Origin of the sequence: Cryptosporangium phraense (assembly GCF_006912135.1) — a bacterium.
GTDB classification, from domain to species: Bacteria; Actinomycetota; Actinomycetes; order Mycobacteriales; family Cryptosporangiaceae; genus Cryptosporangium; species Cryptosporangium phraense.
Genome location: NZ_VIRS01000007.1, coordinates 254,916 through 273,576, shown reverse-complemented (window position 1 = coordinate 273,576; position 18,661 = coordinate 254,916). Strand labels below are relative to the sequence as shown.

General features: G+C 73.6%; 14 protein-coding genes and 1 pseudogene. 4 read left to right on the top strand and 11 right to left on the bottom strand.

Annotated features, from left to right (window positions below):
* Positions 1 to 116 precede the first annotated feature (116 nt).
* The 3 genes from nrdR to FL583_RS12970 form a co-directional block, all read right to left on the bottom strand.
* The gene (nrdR, locus tag FL583_RS12980) at positions 117 to 656 is read right to left on the bottom strand and encodes a transcriptional regulator NrdR (protein ID WP_142704838.1); all 540 of its coding nucleotides are present in this window, start codon (positions 654 to 656) and stop codon (positions 117 to 119) included.
* A gap of 139 nt (positions 657 to 795) precedes the next feature.
* Entirely contained in the window at positions 796 to 2,121 is a 1,326-nt protein-coding gene (locus FL583_RS12975) for a B12-binding domain-containing radical SAM protein (protein WP_142704837.1), read from the bottom strand.
* Between the two features lie 10 nt (positions 2,122 to 2,131).
* The gene (locus FL583_RS12970) at positions 2,132 to 2,677 is read right to left on the bottom strand and encodes a LysM peptidoglycan-binding domain-containing protein (protein WP_142704836.1); all 546 of its coding nucleotides are present in this window, start codon (positions 2,675 to 2,677) and stop codon (positions 2,132 to 2,134) included.
* 291 nt (positions 2,678 to 2,968) lie between these two features.
* Between FL583_RS12970 and lexA the strand changes: the two genes are divergently transcribed.
* Positions 2,969 to 3,805: a transcriptional repressor LexA gene (lexA, locus tag FL583_RS12965; RefSeq protein ID WP_142704835.1), complete on the top strand. Its 837-nt coding sequence runs from the start codon at positions 2,969 to 2,971 to the stop codon at positions 3,803 to 3,805.
* A gap of 47 nt (positions 3,806 to 3,852) precedes the next feature.
* Here lexA and FL583_RS12960 read toward each other — a convergent pair whose 3' ends face one another.
* Together FL583_RS12960 and hflX are read right to left on the bottom strand one after the other, a co-directional pair.
* Positions 3,853 to 5,937: a hypothetical protein gene (locus FL583_RS12960; RefSeq protein WP_142704834.1), complete on the bottom strand. Its 2,085-nt coding sequence runs from the start codon at positions 5,935 to 5,937 to the stop codon at positions 3,853 to 3,855.
* Positions 5,938 to 6,064: 127 nt separating this feature from the next.
* Complete coding sequence (hflX, locus tag FL583_RS12955) at positions 6,065 to 7,555, bottom strand: GTPase HflX (protein ID WP_142704833.1); 1,491 nt, start codon at positions 7,553 to 7,555, stop codon at positions 6,065 to 6,067.
* A gap of 271 nt (positions 7,556 to 7,826) precedes the next feature.
* Here hflX and FL583_RS12950 point away from each other — a divergent pair, with 271 nt between their 5' ends.
* Positions 7,827 to 9,212, top strand: a complete 1,386-nt coding sequence (locus tag FL583_RS12950; protein WP_142704876.1) for an NAD-dependent malic enzyme — start codon at positions 7,827 to 7,829, stop codon at positions 9,210 to 9,212.
* Between the two features lie 228 nt (positions 9,213 to 9,440).
* On the opposite strand, the gene FL583_RS12945 is transcribed toward FL583_RS12950, so the two are convergent.
* The 5 genes and pseudogenes from FL583_RS12945 to FL583_RS12925 form a co-directional block, all read right to left on the bottom strand.
* Complete coding sequence (locus FL583_RS12945; protein WP_142704832.1) at positions 9,441 to 9,848, bottom strand: hypothetical protein; 408 nt, start codon at positions 9,846 to 9,848, stop codon at positions 9,441 to 9,443.
* Positions 9,849 to 9,910: 62 nt separating this feature from the next.
* Positions 9,911 to 10,744 (bottom strand): inositol monophosphatase family protein, encoded by an 834-nt coding sequence (locus FL583_RS12940; protein ID WP_170323605.1) that lies wholly within the window; start codon positions 10,742 to 10,744, stop codon positions 9,911 to 9,913.
* 587 nt (positions 10,745 to 11,331) lie between these two features.
* Positions 11,332 to 12,183, bottom strand: a pseudogene (dapF, locus tag FL583_RS42905) (diaminopimelate epimerase); the annotation flags it as partial.
* 49 nt (positions 12,184 to 12,232) lie between these two features.
* Complete coding sequence (miaA, locus tag FL583_RS12930) at positions 12,233 to 13,255, bottom strand: tRNA (adenosine(37)-N6)-dimethylallyltransferase MiaA (RefSeq protein WP_205752089.1); 1,023 nt, start codon at positions 13,253 to 13,255, stop codon at positions 12,233 to 12,235.
* On the bottom strand, positions 13,252 to 14,013 hold the full coding sequence (locus FL583_RS12925; protein WP_142704830.1) for a class III extradiol ring-cleavage dioxygenase family protein: 762 nt from the start codon (positions 14,011 to 14,013) through the stop codon (positions 13,252 to 13,254). Before FL583_RS12925 ends, miaA begins: the two co-directional genes overlap by 4 nt.
* Positions 14,014 to 14,978: 965 nt before the next feature.
* On the opposite strand from FL583_RS12925, the gene FL583_RS42900 reads away from it, so the two are divergent.
* Entirely contained in the window at positions 14,979 to 16,202 is a 1,224-nt protein-coding gene (locus FL583_RS42900; RefSeq protein WP_420843138.1) for a DUF349 domain-containing protein, read from the top strand.
* A gap of 9 nt (positions 16,203 to 16,211) precedes the next feature.
* Entirely contained in the window at positions 16,212 to 17,204 is a 993-nt protein-coding gene (locus tag FL583_RS12915; RefSeq protein ID WP_170323622.1) for a TAXI family TRAP transporter solute-binding subunit, read from the top strand.
* On the opposite strand, the gene FL583_RS12910 is transcribed toward FL583_RS12915, so the two are convergent.
* The gene (locus FL583_RS12910; protein WP_142704828.1) at positions 17,183 to 18,658 is read right to left on the bottom strand and encodes a sensor histidine kinase; all 1,476 of its coding nucleotides are present in this window, start codon (positions 18,656 to 18,658) and stop codon (positions 17,183 to 17,185) included. The two genes, FL583_RS12915 and FL583_RS12910, sit on opposite strands and share 22 nt — an antisense overlap.
* Positions 18,659 to 18,661 lie beyond the last annotated feature (3 nt).

Sequence of the window (18,661 nt, the reverse complement as noted above, 5' to 3'; positions counted from 1 at the left end):
TTGAGTTCGATAGACGCGCCCGCAAGGCTGCGCCCCGGTGTTTCGGATCCGCCCCGAGCCGAACCACCGCAAGTAGCGTGTTGAACTGCCGCCCGGCCTCGTCGCCGGACCACCCGTTAAGGACTCGCCTCCACCAACCGTGCAGGCTCACCCTCGGGCAGCGGCGGCGACGCGGTGACGTTCGCGACCGGCCGAGCGCCGGACCCGCTGGGTCCGTTCTCGCGGAGCGACGCGATCTCCGCCTCGAAGTCCTCCAGCGAGGAGAACGACCGGTAGACGCTCGCGAACCGGATGTAGGCGACCTCGTCGAGCTCGCGCAACGGCCCGAGGATCGCGAGGCCCACCTCGTGCGAGGGAACCTCGGCCGCGCCCCGCGACCGGATCGCCTCTTCGACCTTCTGCGCCAGCAGCGCGAGAGAGTCCGCGTCGACCGGCCGGCCCTGACAGGCCTTGCGGACGCCCGAGACGACCTTCTCGCGACTGAACGGCTCGCTGACGCCGCTGCGCTTCACGACCGCCAGCACCGGCTCCTCCACCGTGGTGAAGCGTCGGGAGCACTGCGTGCACGACCGCCGCCGCCGAGTGACCTTGCCGTCCTCGGCCTCGCGGGAATCGACCACCCGGGAATCGGGATGCTGGCAGTACGGACACTTCATCGCCTGCCCCCTCAACCAGTAGGTGAGTTACACGGTCGTAAGCACTAGATCTAGTGGCGACAGTAGGCCTGCGCCACCACGATCGCAAGCCGACCCGCCGGTAAATCCCACAACCTGAGCAACATTGACGCAGAGCGAGTCAGCCACAACCTGTTGTGGTGTCGTCGTCGGCCGCCCACGACCGGTAGCGTGGCTCCGACTCGGGCGCCGGCTCGTCGCGGTAGTGCCGGTAGGTGGCCAGCACGCGCTGGTAGTCGATGCCGAGCACGGGCCCCTCCCCACGTGCGGCGATGTCGCTGTCGCGCCAGATCGAGTGGTCGGCCGGGTCCCGCAGCAACCCCCGGTCGGCGCAGTAGTCGTACATCTCGGTGCCCGGCAGCGGGTTGAGGATGTTCGGGTTGGGAAACGTCGGCTCGATCTCGTCCATGAACGCGTGGTGGGCCCGGTAGTCGTCCTCGGTCTCGGTCGGTACGCCGAGGAGGAGGTTCGCGCCCACCTGGACGTCGTGGTCCCGGCAGAGCCGGGCCACCGCGAGGCCGTCGGCCACCGAGGTGCGCTTCCGCATGAAGTCGAGCAACCGCTGGGAGCCGCTCTCGAACCCGAACCACACGGTGATCCGCTGGCCCTCGCGGTCGCGTCCGGCCTGGGCTTCGCCCAGCACCTCGGCCAGGGCCCGGCTGAACCTGTTCACGTGCCCGTTGAACATCAGTCCGACGTCCGGCAGCTCGGCGTCCATCCGCCGGACGACGCCCATGAGCAGCGGGAGGTTGAGGGTGGCGATCGGGTCGGCGATCGTCACGAAGTCGACGCCCCAGCGGCGGACGTACTCGTGCACCTCGGCCATCACCGTGTCGACGGTGCGGAACCGGCGCCGGGGCGGCTCGAACACCTGCCGGTTCGGGAGCTCGCAGAACGTGCACTGCATCGGGCACCCGCGCCCGAGCTGGAGGTAGACCGGCCGGTAACCCTCCTGGTCGTACACGCCCCGGTAGCAGTCGAAGTCGGCGTACGGCGGCAGCGTGTCGACGTCCGGCCAGGCCGTGCCCTCGACGATCGGCGGCAGCGGCTCACCGGCGACGAGCCGGTCGTACAGGTCGAGGATCGCCGACTCGCCCTCCCGCCGGACCACGGTGTCGAACACGCCGATGGCCAGCGTGGCCTCGGTGTGGATGCTGGCGTGGACGCCACCGGCGACGATCGCCCGGCCGGGACGCCGGACCGCGCGGGCCAGCGCAACGGCCTCGTCGGCGTTCGGCGAGAGATAGCTGAAGCCGACCAGGTGCGGGTCGAAGTCGTCGACCGCGGCCAGTAACCGGTCGGCGGGCTGGAGGCGGGAATCGAAGAGCTCGACCTCGGCGCCGTGGTGCAGCAGGAGCGTGCCGAGCAGCTGCGGGCCGATCGGGGGGCTCATGACCGGACGGAGCTCGCTCTCCGGCTGCCCGACGTAGATCAGCGCTACTCGCATCTGCGCCAGCTTACGGAGCGGGCAGCAGCAATCGTTGGCCGACGTGGACCGTGGCGTCGGGCATGTGGTTGAGCTCGCGGATCTTCGCCATCGTCTCGCTGCGCGGCCGGCTGGGCGAGGCCTCTTCGGCGATCGTCCAGAGCGTGTCGTGCTCGGTGACGACCATGCTGCGGGACGAGACCGGCGTGACGTCGTCGGCCCGGCTGGAGACCGCGATCGCGATCGCGGCGATAGCCAGCGCGACCAGGACCACCGTGCGCACGAGCGCCCGCCCGCGCCGCGTCAGCCGTAGCCGCGGAGCCGGACGCCGATCGGAGACCCTTCTGGCGACCTCCGAGGCCACCGCGGCCGAGGGCACCCCGGGACGCCGGACCGGACGCCGACGAACCGGGGCCGTGGTGCAGTTCCCCGCCCGCTGACGAGGCAGCCGTACCTGGACCGGCGCCGGTGCGGCCGGGCCGGACGGGACCGAGCGCAGCCGGCGGACCCGGCCGGCGCCGAGCTCGATGGCCTGCTCGAACGGATCGACGCGCGGCGGGCCGAAATCGACGGGCACCAGCTTGAGCGTGACCACACGAACCCCCGAGGAGCGAGAGACGTACGAGCGTTCGAACGAACGCGTGTACGAACTTTTACCACGTTCGCCACACCGACACCAGGCTTGCGCGCGCAATTCTTTCGGCCGTATGTTCGGACGCGGATCGAGCGTCACTCCTCGGGTGCTCGGCTCCGCCACAGCGACACCATCCGACACACCGGCGTCGTACGTTTGTTTGAAATCTCTTTCCACAGTGGCTACGGTCAGGAACGAGTTGACGACGGTGGTGGGGTCACAGAGGAGGACACCGTGACGGAACGGCGACAAGGCGGTACAGATACCGACGGGTCCGGTGGCGCGGCTCCCGTCCAGGTCGCCGCACCCGAGCGCGCCGCAGGTGCCGAAGCCGCCGACGCTGCCGCGGACACCAACGCCCCCCGCCGGCGCGGTCGTCGCAGCACGACGTCCGCCGGCACGCCGCTGAGCCCGCGCCAGCGTCGCATCCTCGAGGTCATTCGCGACTCGGTCGAGAAGCGCGGCTACCCGCCGAGCGTCCGGGAGATCGGTGAGGCCGTCGGTCTCACGTCCCCGTCGAGCGTGGCGTACCAGCTCCAGGCGCTACAAGAGAAGGGCCTTCTCCGCCGCGACCCGAACCGCCCCCGGGCGGTCGACATCCGCATGCCGGGCACCGGGCGCGACACGGTGGTCGAGATCGGCGGCGGGGTCAGCTCGGTCGGCGCCACCGAGGCGAGCGAGGCCGACGGGCGTCCGGCGCCGGTGCACGTGCCGGTGCTGGGCCGCATCGCGGCCGGTGGCCCGATCCTGGCCGAGCAGGCCGTCGAAGACGTGTTCCCGCTTCCCCGGGAGATCGTCGGCGACGGCAACCTGTTCCTGCTGCGCGTGGTCGGCGACTCGATGGTCGAGGCGGCGATCTGCGACGGTGACTGGGTCGTGGTGCGTCAGCAGCCCGACGCCGACAGCGGCGAGATCGTGGCCGCGATGCTCGACGGCGAGGCCACCGTCAAGCGCCTGCGCCGTCGCGACGGCCAGGTCTGGCTGGTTCCGCACAACGCGGCCTACGAGCCCATTCCCGGCGACGAGGCGACGATCCTGGGCCGAGTCGTCACGGTCCTGCGTCGCCTCTGATCCACCGCACGCCGAAGTGCCGCTGCCCGGCCGGGCAGCGGCACTTTTCAGCGTGAGGGGGGCGGAGGCGGACGACGTCCACCCGGCGGCGGGGGCGGCGGACGGTCGTCATCCTCGCGCCAGCCCTGCCCCCGACGTTCACCCCGGTCAGCCGGTGGCGGCGGCGGACGCATCCGGTCACCCGGCGGGCGGGCCCGCCCGCTCCCGGTCGACTCCGGGTCGCGCTCGTCCCGGGGCGGACGGCCCGGCCGCCCACCCGTTCGGCTGTCCCACCCGCGCCCGTCGGTGTCCCGGCCCCGGCCGTCGGCGTCGTCGCGGCTGCTGCCGTACGTCGTCCCGGGCGGCGGAGGCGGAGGTCCGGCGCGCCGGACGCGGGTCGGCGACGACCGGTCCACCGGCCGGTCCCCCGGCGGAGGCGGCGGACGCATCCGGTCACCACCACCCGGCGGGCGCACCCGGCCGCTGCCGGTGGTCTCCGGATCGCCACCGCGCGGCGGCACCGCGGCCCGCCGCACCCGGCCACCGCCGGTGGTCTCGGGGTCGTACCGCCGGCCACCGCCGGTCGTCTCCGAGTCGTACCCGCGCGACGGCACGTTCCCCGGCGGCGGCCCACCCGGCCCGCCCGGGCCACCCGGCCGCCGCACCCGGCCGCTGCCGGTCGACTCCGGATCGGGAGCCCCGCCGTAGACCGTCCCGCGCCCGGCCGGACCCGACACCGGTGCCGCGCCGCTCACCGACGCCGCTCCGGACACCGAGGCGGGCCCGGACACCGGCGCGGCTCCCGACACCGGGCCCTCCGACCGGAACCCCGCGTCGGGCCCCCGGTCGGCCGACCAGCCCACCTGCGCATTCGGTCCCACGCCGACCGGCCCCGAGCTCACCGGCCGGGCCGCGCCCCGAGGTGACGGCGGTACGGCCGCTCCACCGCGGATTGGCTCACCCGGGCGTCCGCCGTACACGGCCCCGGGGACCCGGGGCAGGTTCATCGTCTCGTCGGCCGGGCCCATCGCATCGATCTCGGCGATGCCCGGCGCGCCCGGGCCGAACCGGTTGGCGCCCGGCGGCACCCGCGACCCACCCCCGGACGCCGGCGACTGCGCCCGCTTCCGGAACCGGACGATGCCGACGATGCCGGCCACCAGCAGCGCCAGCCCGATCACGCCGACGACCGCGACGATCGTCGTCAGCTGCGAGAAGCTGATCCCGGACAGCAGACCGCCGCCGGAATCGGCGTCCGATCCCCCGCCGTCGGCGGCCGACGTGGGCTTGGCCGCGCTGGCGATCGGCCACTTCTGCAGCGCCGCCGCCGCGTCCGCGACCTCGGGGAGCGTCAGGAACGACGTCCCGTCGGAGGAGTACGTCACCGCGCCGCCGGCCTGGCCGGTCTGGCCGGTGAGCGCCGTCTTGCGGGGCTTTCCGCTGGTGAGCGCCTTGGCCGCGTCGCCGCCGGTGACGTCCCACTCGTAGATCGCGGAGTTCGTCCGCAGCGCGACGCGTTTGCTGTCGGGCGACAGCGCCGCCCCGGTCACGGCCTCGGTGCCGCCGATCGTCACGGTGCCGACCAGCGTCAGCGGAACCGCCTGCTCGGCCGACTTCGACGGGCCGCTGATCGCCTTGCTCGCCTTGTAGACCTTCGCGGTTCCGGACGCCGACTTCGTGATGACGACCGGGATGTCGTTGTTCTGGACGACGAGCGCCTGGGCGTTCTTCGCGCCGTCCGGGTAGCGCATCCGCTGGATCGTCGGCGTACCGGACGCCGGGAACAGGTGGACGGCGACCGTCTCGCGCTCGGGCGCCGAGTCGCTGTCACCGATGTCAGCCACCCAGTACGCGCCGTCCGACGTCCGGGCCAGGTCTTCGGTGTCCCGGGGCTGGATCTCCGAGACGAGCGTCTTCGACACCTGGCACTTGGCGTTCAGCAGGTAGATCGGCACCTGCGGGGCGCCGGGTTCACTCTTCGTGATCGCCGCATAGCCGTCGTCCACCGCCACCAGGCCGCTGATCTGCGACAGCCGCTGGTCGTTCACCGTGCAAACGGTCGCCGGCGCGGCCAACGCGGCCGTTCCACCCGGCAGCAGGCCGAAGCCCACCCCGAGCAGAAGGGCCACCAGGATCCGTCCACACCGAGTCACGCCCCCAGTCTTGCAGACCGGTGGACGCCAATCGGCGGCGTTGCGTGAGACTCCGGACGGTAACAGCGAGAGGCGTGTCACCGGTTGTTCACCCGCTCAACCGTCCGGAGGACCCGAATCGAGCCGGTCAGGCCTGCTGAGTAGTACCGGCGTACGGCTGGAGCAGTGACGCCAGCCCGGGGTGAACCCGCACGTGGAGCTCGGTTCCGTCGGCCACGTGCCGGCTGGAGAGCACCTCACCCTCCGCATGCACCCGCGACACCAGCCCACCCTGGTCGTAGGGCAGCCGCACATGGAGCTCCAGGGCGGGCCGAGGCAACCGCTCCTCGATCGCGTCCCGCAACGCCTCCATACCGAGCCCGCTGTGCGCCGAGACCACCAACGCACCCGGCAGCGCCTGACGCAGCTGCATCAGCGCCTCCGGCGAGGCCGCGTCCGCCTTGTTCACGACCAGCAGCTCCGGCACCGAGACCGCGTCGATGTCGGCCAGCACCGCGCGCACCGCGTTCACCTGGGAGATCGGGTCGGGATCGGAACCGTCGACCACGTGCACGAGCAGGTCGGCGTCGGCCACCTCTTCGAGCGTCGACCGGAACGCCTCGACCAGCTGGTGCGGCAGGTGCCGCACGAACCCGACCGTGTCGGTCAGCGTGTACTCGCGGCCGTCGGCCGCCGAGGTCCGGCGGGTCGTCGGGTCGAGGGTCGCGAACAGCGCGTCCTCGACCAGCACTCCGGCCCCGGTCAGCCGGTTGAGCAGCGAGGACTTGCCCGCGTTGGTGTAGCCGGCGATCGCCACGCTCGGCACCGAGTTGCGTCGCCGGGACGCGCGCTTGGTGTCGCGGGCGGTCTTCATCTCCTTGATCTCGCGGCGCAGCTTCGCCATCCGCTCGCGGATGCGACGCCGGTCGGTCTCGATCTTGGTCTCACCGGGACCACGCGTGCCCACGCCGCCGCCGGCGCCACCACCGGCACCACCGGCCTGCCGGGACATCGACTCACCCCAGCCGCGCAGGCGGGGCAGCATGTACTCCATCTGGGCCAGCGAGACCTGCGCGCGACCCTCGCGGGTGTGCGCGTGCTGGGCGAAGATGTCGAGGATCAGCGCGGTGCGGTCGATGACCTTGACCTTCACGACCTTCTCGAGCGCGTTCAGCTGGGCCGGCGAGAGCTCGCCGTCGCAGATCACGGTGTCGGCGCCGGTGGCCAGCACGACCTCGCGCAGCTCGGCCGCCTTGCCCGAGCCGATGTAGGTCGACGGGTCCGGCCGGTCACGCCGCTGCATGAGCCCCTCGAGCACCTGCGACCCGGCCGTCTCGGCCAGTGCCGCCAGCTCCACCAGGGAGTTCTCCGCGTCCTCGGCGCTGCCCTCGGTCCAGACGCCGACCAGCACGACCCGCTCGAGCCGCAGCTGCCGGTACTCGACCTCGGTGACGTCGGCGAGCTCGGTGGAGAGGCCGACCACCCGGCGGAGCGCCTGCCGCTCCTCCCGCTCGAACTGTTCGCCGTCGAGCGCGTCGACCGCGTCGACCGAGTCGAGCCCGTCGAGCTCACCGAGCCGAATGGTGCTGTCGCCGAGTGAACCGGCGCGACGACCGGCAGTGGACGGGGTCGGGTTCATCGGCAGATCAACTCCATCAGTAGTCAGTGCGGGGTCCTTTCGTTCGGAAAGACCGTGCAGGCATCGTGGCACGTCCACCGCGTCGAGGTCATCCGGAAAATCCCCGGACTACCGTGTTGAACCGCGCCACGGCACGCGGGATTCCCCGGATTTCGTCCCGCCATGCGGACTCTGGAAGGATTTCGACGACGCGCGCGGCGTCCAGTGCTAGCGCCCACCGCGCCGGCCCCGTAACGGCCGGCCAGACCGGAGGAAACCCGTGTCCACCCCGATGCCCAGTGCCGGTTTCTCGATCACGATCCGGATCGCCGCCCCCGCCGACCCCACCGGCGTCGGCCGGCTCACCACGGCGGTCGGTACCGCCGGTGGTGTGGTGACGGCACTGGACGTCGTCGACTCGGACGCCGACCGCGTCGTCGTCGACCTGACCTGCGACACCGCCGACGGCCCGCACGCCGACGCGGTCGTCGCCTCGCTCCGGTCGCTCGACGAGGTCGAGGTCCGGAAGGTCTCCGACCGCACGTTCCTGCTGCACCTCGGCGGCAAGATCGAGGTCACCCCGAAGGTGAACCTGCGGACCCGCGACGAGCTCTCCCGCGCCTACACGCCGGGCGTCGCCCGCGTCTGCCGGGCGATCGCCGAGAACCCGGACGACGCCCGTCGCCTCACGATCAAGCGCAACACGGTCGCGGTCGTCACCGACGGCTCCGCGGTCCTCGGCCTGGGCAACCTCGGCCCGGCCGCCGCGCTGCCGGTCATGGAGGGCAAGGCCGCGCTGTTCAAGCGCTTCGCCGGCGTCGACGCCTGGCCGGTCTGCCTCGACACCCAGGACTCCGACGAGATCGTCTCGATCGTCAAGGCGCTCGCGCCGGTCTACGGCGGCATCAACCTCGAGGACATCGCCGCCCCGCGCTGCTTCGAGATCGAGACCCGGCTGCGCGACGAGCTCGACATCCCGGTGTTCCACGACGACCAGCACGGCACCGCGATCGTCGTGCTGGCCGCGCTGACCAACGCGCTGCGCGTCGTCGGCAAGGACCTCAAGGACGTCCGGATCGTGGTCTCGGGCGCCGGGGCGGCCGGTACCGCGATCATGAAACTGCTGCTCGCGGAGGGCGTCGGCGACATCGTCGCCTGCGACCGCGACGGCGCGCTGCACCGCGGGTCGCAGGGCCTGAACCCGAGCATGCAGTGGCTGGCCGAGCACACGAACCGCGACGGCTACTCCGGCACGCTGGCCGGCGCGCTGGCCGGGTCCGACGTCTTCATCGGCGTCTCCGCGCCGAACCTGCTGACCGGCGCCGACATCGCGACGATGGCCGACCGCTCGATCGTGTTCGCACTCGCGAACCCCGACCCGGAGGTCGACCCGCGCGAGGCGCGCGAGCACGCCGCCGTCGTGGCGACCGGCCGCTCGGACGAGCCCAACCAGATCAACAACGTGCTCGCGTTCCCGGGCGTCTTCCGCGGTCTGCTCGACGCGCAGGCGCGTGAGTTCACGCTCCCGATGGCGCTCGCCGCGGCCGAGGCGATCGCCAACGTCGTCGGCGCCGACAAGGTCAACCCCAGCGTCATCGTCCCGAGCGTCTTCGACCCGTCGGTCGCGCCCGCCGTCGCCGCCGCGGTCACCGAGGCCGCCCGCCGTACAACTGCTTAATTCCTACGAGTACCGGCGAACCACCGCAGGTGCGCCCGCGCGTCCATCACCGGCGCGCGGCGCGCGCCTCGCGTCCCTCCGTCACCGGACCCGAGGCGCCGCGCGCACGGGTGCGCGCCCGGCGCGGGGCAGGGCCAACGCGGATCGTCGGGTTTCCGGGGTTGTGCGGCGCCGGGAAGCCCCGATAAGTCGCCGATCCGCGCGGCTTACCGGTCGTCCGGAGCGTGGCTACGCCACCGCGTTGGCGGGTGGGCGCAGCATCGGCTCGGGCGCGGAACGGAGCGGCGGCTCGACCGGAACCGGAATCTCGGCCGCGCCCGCCGCCGGGATCGGGCGGGGCCGGCGCGGGGAGCGGACCCCGCTGCTGCCGCCCGGGCCGCTGTAGACGAACAGCCCGTTCACCGGATCAGGAACCGCGTCGAGCGCGGCTTGCACGGCCGGCGTCGCTCGGAAGCGCAGCCAATCCGCCTCGTCGGCGAACTCGAGCTCGAGAATGAGCCCCCAGTCCCGCCGTACCCATCGCCAGTCCTTGGCCCCGTGGGTGACCGCCGCCTCGTCCAGGTGCTCGCGGTGCGACGCGGACCACACGTCCGCCGAGAATTGGCCGTCGAGAACCTCGATCGTCCAGATCTCCATGCTTAGACACGGTCGACCCTGCCGACCCGGAATGCAAGGGGCCGTCCGTGCGCGCAAGGGGTTCAGGCGAACGTGGCCGGTTCTCCCAGCGCGCCGATCATCTCGACGAGTTCCTCGACCACCCCGGGGCGCCCGACCAGGATCGAGGTGCTCCGCAGGCTCCACGGGTTGCCCTCGATGTCGCGGAGGACCCCGCCGGCCCGCTCGACCAGCAGCGCGCCGGCCGCGTTGTCCCAGGCGTGGTTGCCGAAGTTCAGCGTCGCGCCGATCGCTCCGGACGAGGCCCAGGCCAGCTCCACCGCCGACGACCCGAACATCCGGACCCGGAGCGCGGTGTGGGCGATCGCGTTGGCCATCGCCATCCGGTAGCGGAACGGGTAGCGCGGGGTCGGGCCGCCGTGCGTGCCCTTCGGAGCGACGTTCCCGAGCGTGACCGTGACGTCCTCGACCCGGCCCGGCTCCAGCGTCGGCATCGCCTCGCCGTTGCGGATCAGCGGACCGCCGGCCACGGCCTGGTAGGACTCACCGACCAGCGGCAGGCGGATCAGCCCGACGACCGGGAGGCCGTCCTCGAGCAGGGCCAGGCTGATGCCGGTGAGCGGGATCCGGGCGGTGTAGTTCGCGGTGCCGTCGATCGGGTCGAGCACCCAGGTGACGCCGGTGTGCAGGTCGGGGCCGCCGAACTCCTCGCCGTGGACCGGCAGGCCGGTGCGATCGTTGAGCGCGGACGTGATCTGTCGTTCCAGGGCCAGGTCGGCGGCGGTGGCCCAGTCGCCGATGCCTTTGACGACTTCTTCCTTGGCGCCGATCTCGCTGATGAAGAACGGGGTGACCTCGTCGAGGACCCCGGCCGCGAGGGTGGCTAGTTCCTGGAGGCGGCTTTCGTCGAGGCTCACGCGCGCGGTCCGACCGTCGCGGACTGCTGGGCCCGGTGCGCGGCCTCGTCGGCGACCGCGCGCAGGTGCGCGGCCCGGTCGGCCGGGGGCGGGGCCGGGCGTTCGTCCGGGGCGGCCGGAGGCGGAGGCATCGAGATCAGCCGTTCGTTGGCGCCCGGCCGCGCGGACTCGAGCCATTCCTCCGCAGCGGTCCGCTCCGCCGCCGCCGCAGCGGCCGGACGCGGCGCGGCGGAAGGGGCCGGCGCCGGGCGGGGCCCCGCGGCCGGGGGCGCGGAAGCCGGACGCGGCGCGGCGGAAGGGGCCGGCGTCGCACGCGGACCAGCGGCCGGAGGCGCGGAAGCCGGACGCGGGCCGGCGGCCGGGGGCGCGGGGGCCGGGCGGGGGGCGGTTGCGGGAGAGACCGGGGTGGGGCGGGGTGGGGCGGGCGTGGGCCAGTCGGCGGGGTCGGCCGGGGCGTAGCGCGGGGTGGTGGCGCCGTGGCGGCCCGGGCCGGTGGGGGCCTCGTCGTCGAGCGGAACGCCCTGCTCGGCCTGGACGACCATGCTCGGCGGCGTCGCCGGTATACCGCCACCGGTGATCTCGGCGACCCACTCGGGCGCGAGCCGCCCGGCCCCGACCAGCACGGCCGGACCCTCGAGCAGCGTCGTCGCGGTGGTCACGGTGACCGAGACCCGGCCGCCCGGGACGTCGACCGCGACCCGCCCGGTCGACTTGCCCGCCGACCGCAGCGCGACCGCGGCGACCGCGCAGGCGCCGGTGCCGCACGACCGCGTCTCGCCCGACCCCCGCTCGTACACCCGCATCCGCACGTGCAGGTCGTACCCCTCCGGCGCCGGCACCCCCGGCGTCGTCCGCGGGTCACCGGCCAGCACGTTCACGACCTCGACGTTCACGCCGGTCGGGAACAGCCCGGGGTCGAACTCGGGAGCGGACGACAGGTCGATGTCCCCGACCGGCAGCGCCGTGCCGCAGACCAGGTGCGGGTTGCCCATCGAGACCGCGATCCCGGCGAACGGGCGACCGCCGACCTGCACGACGGCCTCGGTGCCGAACACCGCGGGCCCCATGTCGACCGTGATGTCGCTCCGCTCGTCCGGCACCACGACGAGCTTGGTGCCGGCCCGGGTCGCGATCCGCATCGTCCCGGGCCGCGCGAGCCCGGACTCGACCAGGTACCGGGCGAACACCCGGCTGCCGTTGCCGCACATCTCGGCGATCGATCCGTCGCCGTTGCGGTAGTCCATGAACCACTCGCCGTCGAGACCGAGCCCCTCGGGGATCCGGTTCGTCCGGACGACGCGCAGCAGCCCGTCGGCCCCGATCCCGGCCCGGCGGTCGCACAGCGCGCGCACCAGCTGGGGCGAGATGTCGAGGACGCCATCGGGATCCGGCACGATGACGAAGTCGTTCTCGGTGCCGTGGCCCTTGGCGAACGGCACGGGCCCGGAATGGGTCCGCCCGGATCGGGATGGGTAGTCGCTCACACCTCTAGATCCTACGAGGGCTGTCCCGCGGTTCTGGAGTGAGTGAAGGTGACTCCTGTTGCAGCACGGCGAGCGCTTCGTCCGTTAGCCGTGTTTCGTCGCTTGCGTCCAACCACCGTACCCGGGCATCACGTCCGAACCAGGAGCGCTGGCGACGCACGAATCGCCGGGTGGCGGCCTGAGTCGCCGTGATTGCTCCGCTTTCATCCAGCTCGCCGGCCAACATCCGGAGCACCTGGGCGTAGCCGAGCGCCCGGGACGCCGTCCGGCCCTCGCGCAGCCCCTCGGCCTCCAGCGCGCGCACCTCGTCGACCAGCCCGGCCGCCCACATCACGTCGACCCGCAGCTCGACCCGGGCGTCCAGCTGCTCGACCGGGCGGTCGAGGCCGATCCGGACCGCCGGGTAGAACGGCTCCGGGTCCCGGGGCAGCTCGGCGGTGAACGAGCCGGTCAGCGAGATCACCTCGAGCGCGCGGACGATCCGGCGGCCGTTGCTGGGCAGGATCGCGGCCGCGGCCGCTGGGTCGGCCGCGGCCAGCCGCGCGTACAGCGGCTCCGGGCCGTCCGCGGCCAGCTCGGCCTCCAGCGCGGCCCGGACGTCCGGATCCGTGCCGGGGAACTCGAACCGGTCGAGCACCGCGTCCACGTAGAGGCCGGAGCCGCCGACCAGGATCGGCACCCGTCCGGCGGCGCGGAGGTCGTCGATCAGCGCGCGAGCCAGGCGCCGGTACTCCACGACCGACGCGGTCTCGGTGACCGGCCAGAGGTCGAGCAGGTGGTGCGGGACGCCGTCGCGCTCGGCGAGCGTCAGCTTGGCGGTGCCGATGTCCATGCCGCGGTAGAGCTGCATCGAGTCGGCGTTGATCACCTCGCCGCCGAGCGCGTGCGCGAGCGCGACGCCCAGCCCCGATTTCCCGGTCGCGGTGGGTCCGACCACGGCAACGACCGGCGGCCCGTCCGCCCCGGACGGCCGACCCGGCTCGGCCACCCTGCCGGACGCGGCCGGTCCGCTCCCCGGTGGGGTCACGCCGGCGTCCAGACCGCCACCAGGTAGCCGACGCCGTAAGGGGCGTCGGACGAGCGGAGTTCGGACTTCCAGGGGCGGCCGTCGGCCTCGACCGCGCCGGCCAGGATCTGCCAGGGCGCCCGGCCGGTGGCCAGCAGGTCGTGGGCCAGGTCCGGGTCGAGCGCGGCCAGCGCGGCCGTGTCGGCGTCGGCCAGCGCCTCGGCCGCCGCGGTGTCGAACGGCAGCGCCCGCTCGTCGAGGGCGCCGGGGGCCTTCTCGTCCCGGCGGGCCGAACCGTCGCCCATGACCAGCAGCACGGTCAGGGCCGGGAACGCGGCCAGGCGGGCGCCCAGGTCGGCGCACTCGGCCGGGGTCGCGTGCTGGGTCACGACCCGGGCCCGGGCCGGCCCGTCGTACCCCGCCTCGCGCAGGAGCCAGAGCCCGATCGTGATCGAGAGCGGGAGGGAAGGCAGGCCGGTCGGGGGCACGTCGGTCACCCGGGCCAGCCCGAGCGTCACGTCGGCGCCGTACCCGGACAGCGAGCCGACTGCGTCCGGGGCCGCGCTGCCCGGCGTCGGACCGGTGCCGACCACCACGACGTCGGCATCGGGACCGGCGGTGGCGAGGAGGTCGCGGACCGCGGCCAGGCAGGTCGCTCGCAGGTCGGCCGCGGCCGTGGCGGCCTCGGCCGCCGGACCGGTCGGCGGACCGTCCTGGGCGCCGGTGAGGGCGGGAACGAGGAGCGGAGGGTGCGGGCAGACCGCGGCGGCGAGCAACACTCCGGAAGGGTAACCGTCGGCAATCGGGGGACGCGGGCCCGCCGGACGGGCGTGAGGCAGGAACCCGACACAACGTGAAATGCGCAGTTCGCACGCGGGTGGACGCGCAATTAGGCAACGGATGCCTGCATCGGTGCGAAGTAGTTCGCCAGAACCTGTGACAATGCTCGTCAGGCAGCCCTGGGGGCCGGATCGTGGCCGTATACCGACGGCACCGACCGGATCACTAGGGTGGCGCAGCAGATGCGGTGGTGAATATACCCGCCACCGGAACGGGAACGAGGATGGTCATGGACACTTCCGGCAGCGACAGCACCGCGGCGACACCGCCCGTGGCGACGCCTGGGGAGTCGGCTCCTCCCGAGGGCGCGGCCGCCGCCTCGGCTCCCACCACGGACGCGGCCCCCGCCGCCACCCCGGCCCCGGCCGCAGACGCCCCGGCCGCAGACGCTCCGTCGGCGGTCGCCCCGGCCGCGGACGAGACCCCGGTGCCCGTGCTCGCCCCCCAGGCCACCGCGGCCCCGGCCGCCGAGGAGTCCCCGACCCCGCACCCCGCGGCCGAAACCCGGCCCGCCGCGCCCGCGGACGAGGCTCCGGCCGCAGCCGCCGCGGAGGCTCCGACCGCAGCGGACGAACCCCCGACCGCTTCCGAGGTGACGCCGGCCGCGACGGATGCGACCGCGGCCGCGGCCGACGAGACGCTGGCCGCCGCCGAGGCGACTCCGGCCGCCGCGGAAGCGACCCCGGTGCCCGCGCCGCCGGCTGCGGTGCCGTCGCCGGCCCAGGTCGCCGCCGTCGCGCATCCGGTCCCGATCCCGCCCACCGCGGTCCCCACCCCGCCCCCGGCGCCCACTCCGGCCCCGCCGTCAGCGGAAGCCCCGTCAGCGGGAACCCCGTCAGCGGGAGCCCCGGCCGCGGAGACCCCGGCCGCGGCCGGGAGCGGCCCGGCGCCGGTGCTCGAGCAGATCGAACCGGGCGAAGGCGCCACCACCGTCGAATTCGGCTGGATCGACGCCGAGGGCACGGTCTACGTCCGCGCGTCCGGCGGCGCCCGAGCCGTCGGCTCGTGGCAGGCCGGCACCCCGGACGAGGGCATCCAGCACTACCAGCGCCGCTACGACGACCTGGTCACCGAGGTCGAGCTTCTTGAAGCCCGCCTCTCCGGCGGCATGAGCGACGCGTCGCACACCAAGTCCTCGGCCGCCCGCCTGAGCGAATCGCTGGCGTCCGCCGCCGTCATCGGCGACCTCGACGCGCTGGCCACCCGCCTGAGCACGCTGATCGAGGCGTCGGCGGCGAAGGCCGACGAGCAGAAGGTCGCCAAGGCGCGGGCCCGCGAGGAGGCCACCGCCCGCAAGCAGACGCTGGTCGCCGAGGCCGAGGACATCGCGAACAACTCCACCCAGTGGAAGGTCGCCGGCGACCGGCTGCGCGACATCCTCACCGAGTGGAAGACGATTCGCGGCGTCGACCGCAAGACCGACACCGAGCTGTGGCGCCGCTACGCCGCCGCCCGCGACGGGTTCAGCCGCCGCCGCGGCTCGCACTTCGCCGGTCTGGACGCCCAGCGCAAGCAGGTCCAGAGCGTCAAGGAGGAGCTGGTCACCGAGGCCGAGTCGCTGGCCGAGTCGACCGACTGGCAGGCCACGGCGAACCGGCTCAAGCAGCTGATGTCGGACTGGAAGGCGGCCGGCCGCGCTCCCCGGGATGCCGAGGAGCAGCTCTGGAAGCGGTTCCGGGCCGCCCAGGACACGTTCTTCGCGCACCGCTCGGCGACGTTCTCCGAGCGCGACGCTGAGCTCAAGGGCAACCAGACGGCGAAGGAAGCGCTGCTGGCCGAGGCCGAGCGCATCGACCCCGACGCCGACCTCAAGGGTGCCCAGGCCGCGATGCGTGACGTCCAGTCGCGCTGGGACGACATCGGCCGGGTGCCGCGCGAGGCCGTGGCCCAGCTCGACCGGCGGCTGCGCGCGGTCGAGGAGCGGGTCCGCATCGCCGCCGACGCCGAGTGGCGCCGGGGCAGCGTCGAGAGCAACCCGCTGCTCGCCCAGATGCGTGAGCAGGTCGCCAAGGCCGAGAAGCAGCTCGAACGCGCGCGCACCCAGGGTGACCAGCGCCGGATCGCCGAGGCCGAGAAGGCCCTGGAGTCCAAGCGCCAGTTCCTCAACCTCGCCGAGCAAGCCGGGTAGGCCGTGCCGGTGCTGACCCGGCGGCGGCGCTGGGTCCTGCTGGTCACCGTGGTGGCGCTGGCCATCGCCGCGGTCGGGCTGGTCGCCCTGCGGGGCTGCCGTGCGCCGGTGTGCGACTCGGTCGCGTACCCCGCCGGCGGCGTCCGGATCAGCACCGGCGGCAAGGGGGGCGTGTACGAGGCGTACGGCCTGGCCCTGCGGGACGTTCTCGAGGACGACCTGCCCGGGCTGCAGGTGGAGGTCGAGAACAGCGGCGGGTCGGTCGACAACCTGTCCCGGATGGCCAACGGCCGGGTGGATCTCGCGTTCATCTCGGCCGACACCGCGTTCCGGGTGCCCGCGCTCGAGCAGCAGGCCGGCGCGCCCGGGCGGATCCGCGCGATCGCCCGGGTATACGACGAGTACGTCCAGCTCGTCGTACGCAGCGACTCGTCGATCCGGTCGCTGTCCGACCTGCGCGGCAAACGCGTGTCGGTCGGGTCGGAGGGTTCGTCGGTCGAGATCACCGCGAAGCGCCTGCTGGCCGCCGCGAACATGAACGACGAGACCGACATCCAGCGGCGCGGGTACGGCGTCAGCCAGTCGGCGGACCTGCTCGCCGACGGCGACCTGGACGCGTTCTTCTGGGTCGGCGGGCTCCCGACGACCGCGGTCGCGGAGCTGGCCAGCACCGTGCCGATCCGGCTGCTGCCGCTCGACCGATACGTCGACACGCTGCACCGCCAGTACGGCTCGTTCTACCAGTCGGCGACCGTGCCCCAAGGCACCTACACGAACGTCCCCGACACCCGCACCGCGGCCGTGCCGAGCTACCTGCTGGCCAGCACGACGCTCAGCGCCGACCTGGTCTTCCGGCTGACCGAAGCGCTGTTCACGCACCGGACCCGGATCGCCGAGGTGGTGCCGAGCAGCCGGGTGCTCGACGTGCGCACCGCGATCAGCACCGCGTCGATCCCGCTGCACCCCGGGGCGGAGCGCTACTACCGTTCGATCAAGCCCTGAGGCTCGGCGTCCTTCGCCGCCTGCGGTTCCTCGGGCGGGGATGCGGGCGCGGCCGCCGGAGCCGGCAGCACGCAGGTGACGGCCAGCCCGCCCTGCGGCCCGGTCGTGACCTCCAGCCGCGCGCCGAACGTCTGCAGGAGCGACGTGACGATCGAGAGCCCGAGCCCGGTGCCGGGCACGTTCGCGTGCGACGGGCTGCGCCAGAACCGGCCGGCGACCTTGTCGAGCTCGGTCATCGGCAGCCCGTCGCCGTCGTCGGAGATCGTCAGGCGGACGAATCCCGGCGAACCGGTTCCGGCCCGGACCGCGGCCACGATCACACCGTCGTCGCCCGCGTAGCGGCTGGCGTTGTCGAGCAGCTCGTCGAGCACCCGGCCGAGCGACTCCGGGTCGACCACGGCCTCGGCCGACGCCACCCCGGACCGCACCAGCAGCTGCCCGCGCAGGTCGGCCCGGACCCGCCAGGCCGACAGCCGCTCGTCGAGCACCTTGCCGACGTCGACCCGGCGGACCGCGCCCAGGTGCCGCTCGGCCCGGGCCAGGGCCAGCAGCTCCTCCAGGACGCGCTGGAGCCGCTGCCCCTCCCGCACGGCCTCGTCGTACTCGGCCTTGGCCTGGTCGGGCAGGTCGCCGGCGTGCTCGTCGGCCACCGCGTCGGCCAGGTTGCCGACCCGCAGCAGCAGCGCGGTCAGCGGGTTGCGCATCTGGTGGGACGCCTCGGCGACGAACGCGCGCTGCTGGTCGAGCGCCCCGCTGACGGTCGCGGCCATCTCGTTGAACGAGCGGGCCAGGCGTCTCAGCTCGGGTGGCCCGGCGGCGTCCGGGGCCCGGGACGTCAGATCGCCGGACGTGATCGCGTGCGCGGCCGCGTCGAGGTTCTTCACCGGGCGCAGGATCCAGGTCGCGAGCGCGTCGGCGACGGCGACGAACAGCGCGATCGCGCCCAGGCTGAGCGCGGCCAGCACCAGCCAGACCGTGCCGACCCGGGTGCGCAGCCCGTCGGTCGGCGACACGGTGACGACCACCCCGGCGACGCCGGCGCCCTCCCCGGCCAGGAACGGCACCGCGACGACCAGCGGGCGGTCTTGCCAGGGCCAGATCGCCATCTCCTCGGTGCTGCGGCCGGAGAGCGCGGTGTCGATCCGGTCGCTCACCGTCGAGTCGTCGATGTCCACGGTCGCCGAGCTGACCAGCACCTGGCGGTGCGCGTCGAGCACGACGGTCGGGATGCCGTAGACGTCGTAGTAGCGGTCGATCTCGTCGCGCAGGCCGGTGAGCTCCGAGCTCCCGGCCCCGTCGCGCAGCAGCAGCGCGAACCGGTTCGTGTCCTGCAGCCGGTCGATGAAGACCTGGCGCTGCGCGTTGATCGCGTAGTTCATCGCCAGCGGCGTCAGCAACGACACGACGACCAGCGCGATCAGCGTCAGGAGCAGGGCGAACAGCCGGGCGCGCACGGC

Excerpts from the sequence above, each read along its gene's own strand:
- nrdR (WP_142704838.1), bottom strand. The coding sequence starts at position 656 with ATGAAGTGTCCGTACTGCCAGCATCCCGATTCCCGGGTGGTCGATTCC.
- FL583_RS12975 (WP_142704837.1), bottom strand. The coding sequence starts at position 2,121 with ATGCGAGTAGCGCTGATCTACGTCGGGCAGCCGGAGAGCGAGCTCCGT.
- hflX (WP_142704833.1), bottom strand. The coding sequence starts at position 7,555 with ATGAACCCGACCCCGTCCACTGCCGGTCGTCGCGCCGGTTCACTCGGC.
- FL583_RS12950 (WP_142704876.1), top strand. The coding sequence starts at position 7,827 with ATGCCCAGTGCCGGTTTCTCGATCACGATCCGGATCGCCGCCCCCGCC.
- FL583_RS12945 (WP_142704832.1), bottom strand. The coding sequence starts at position 9,848 with ATGGAGATCTGGACGATCGAGGTTCTCGACGGCCAATTCTCGGCGGAC.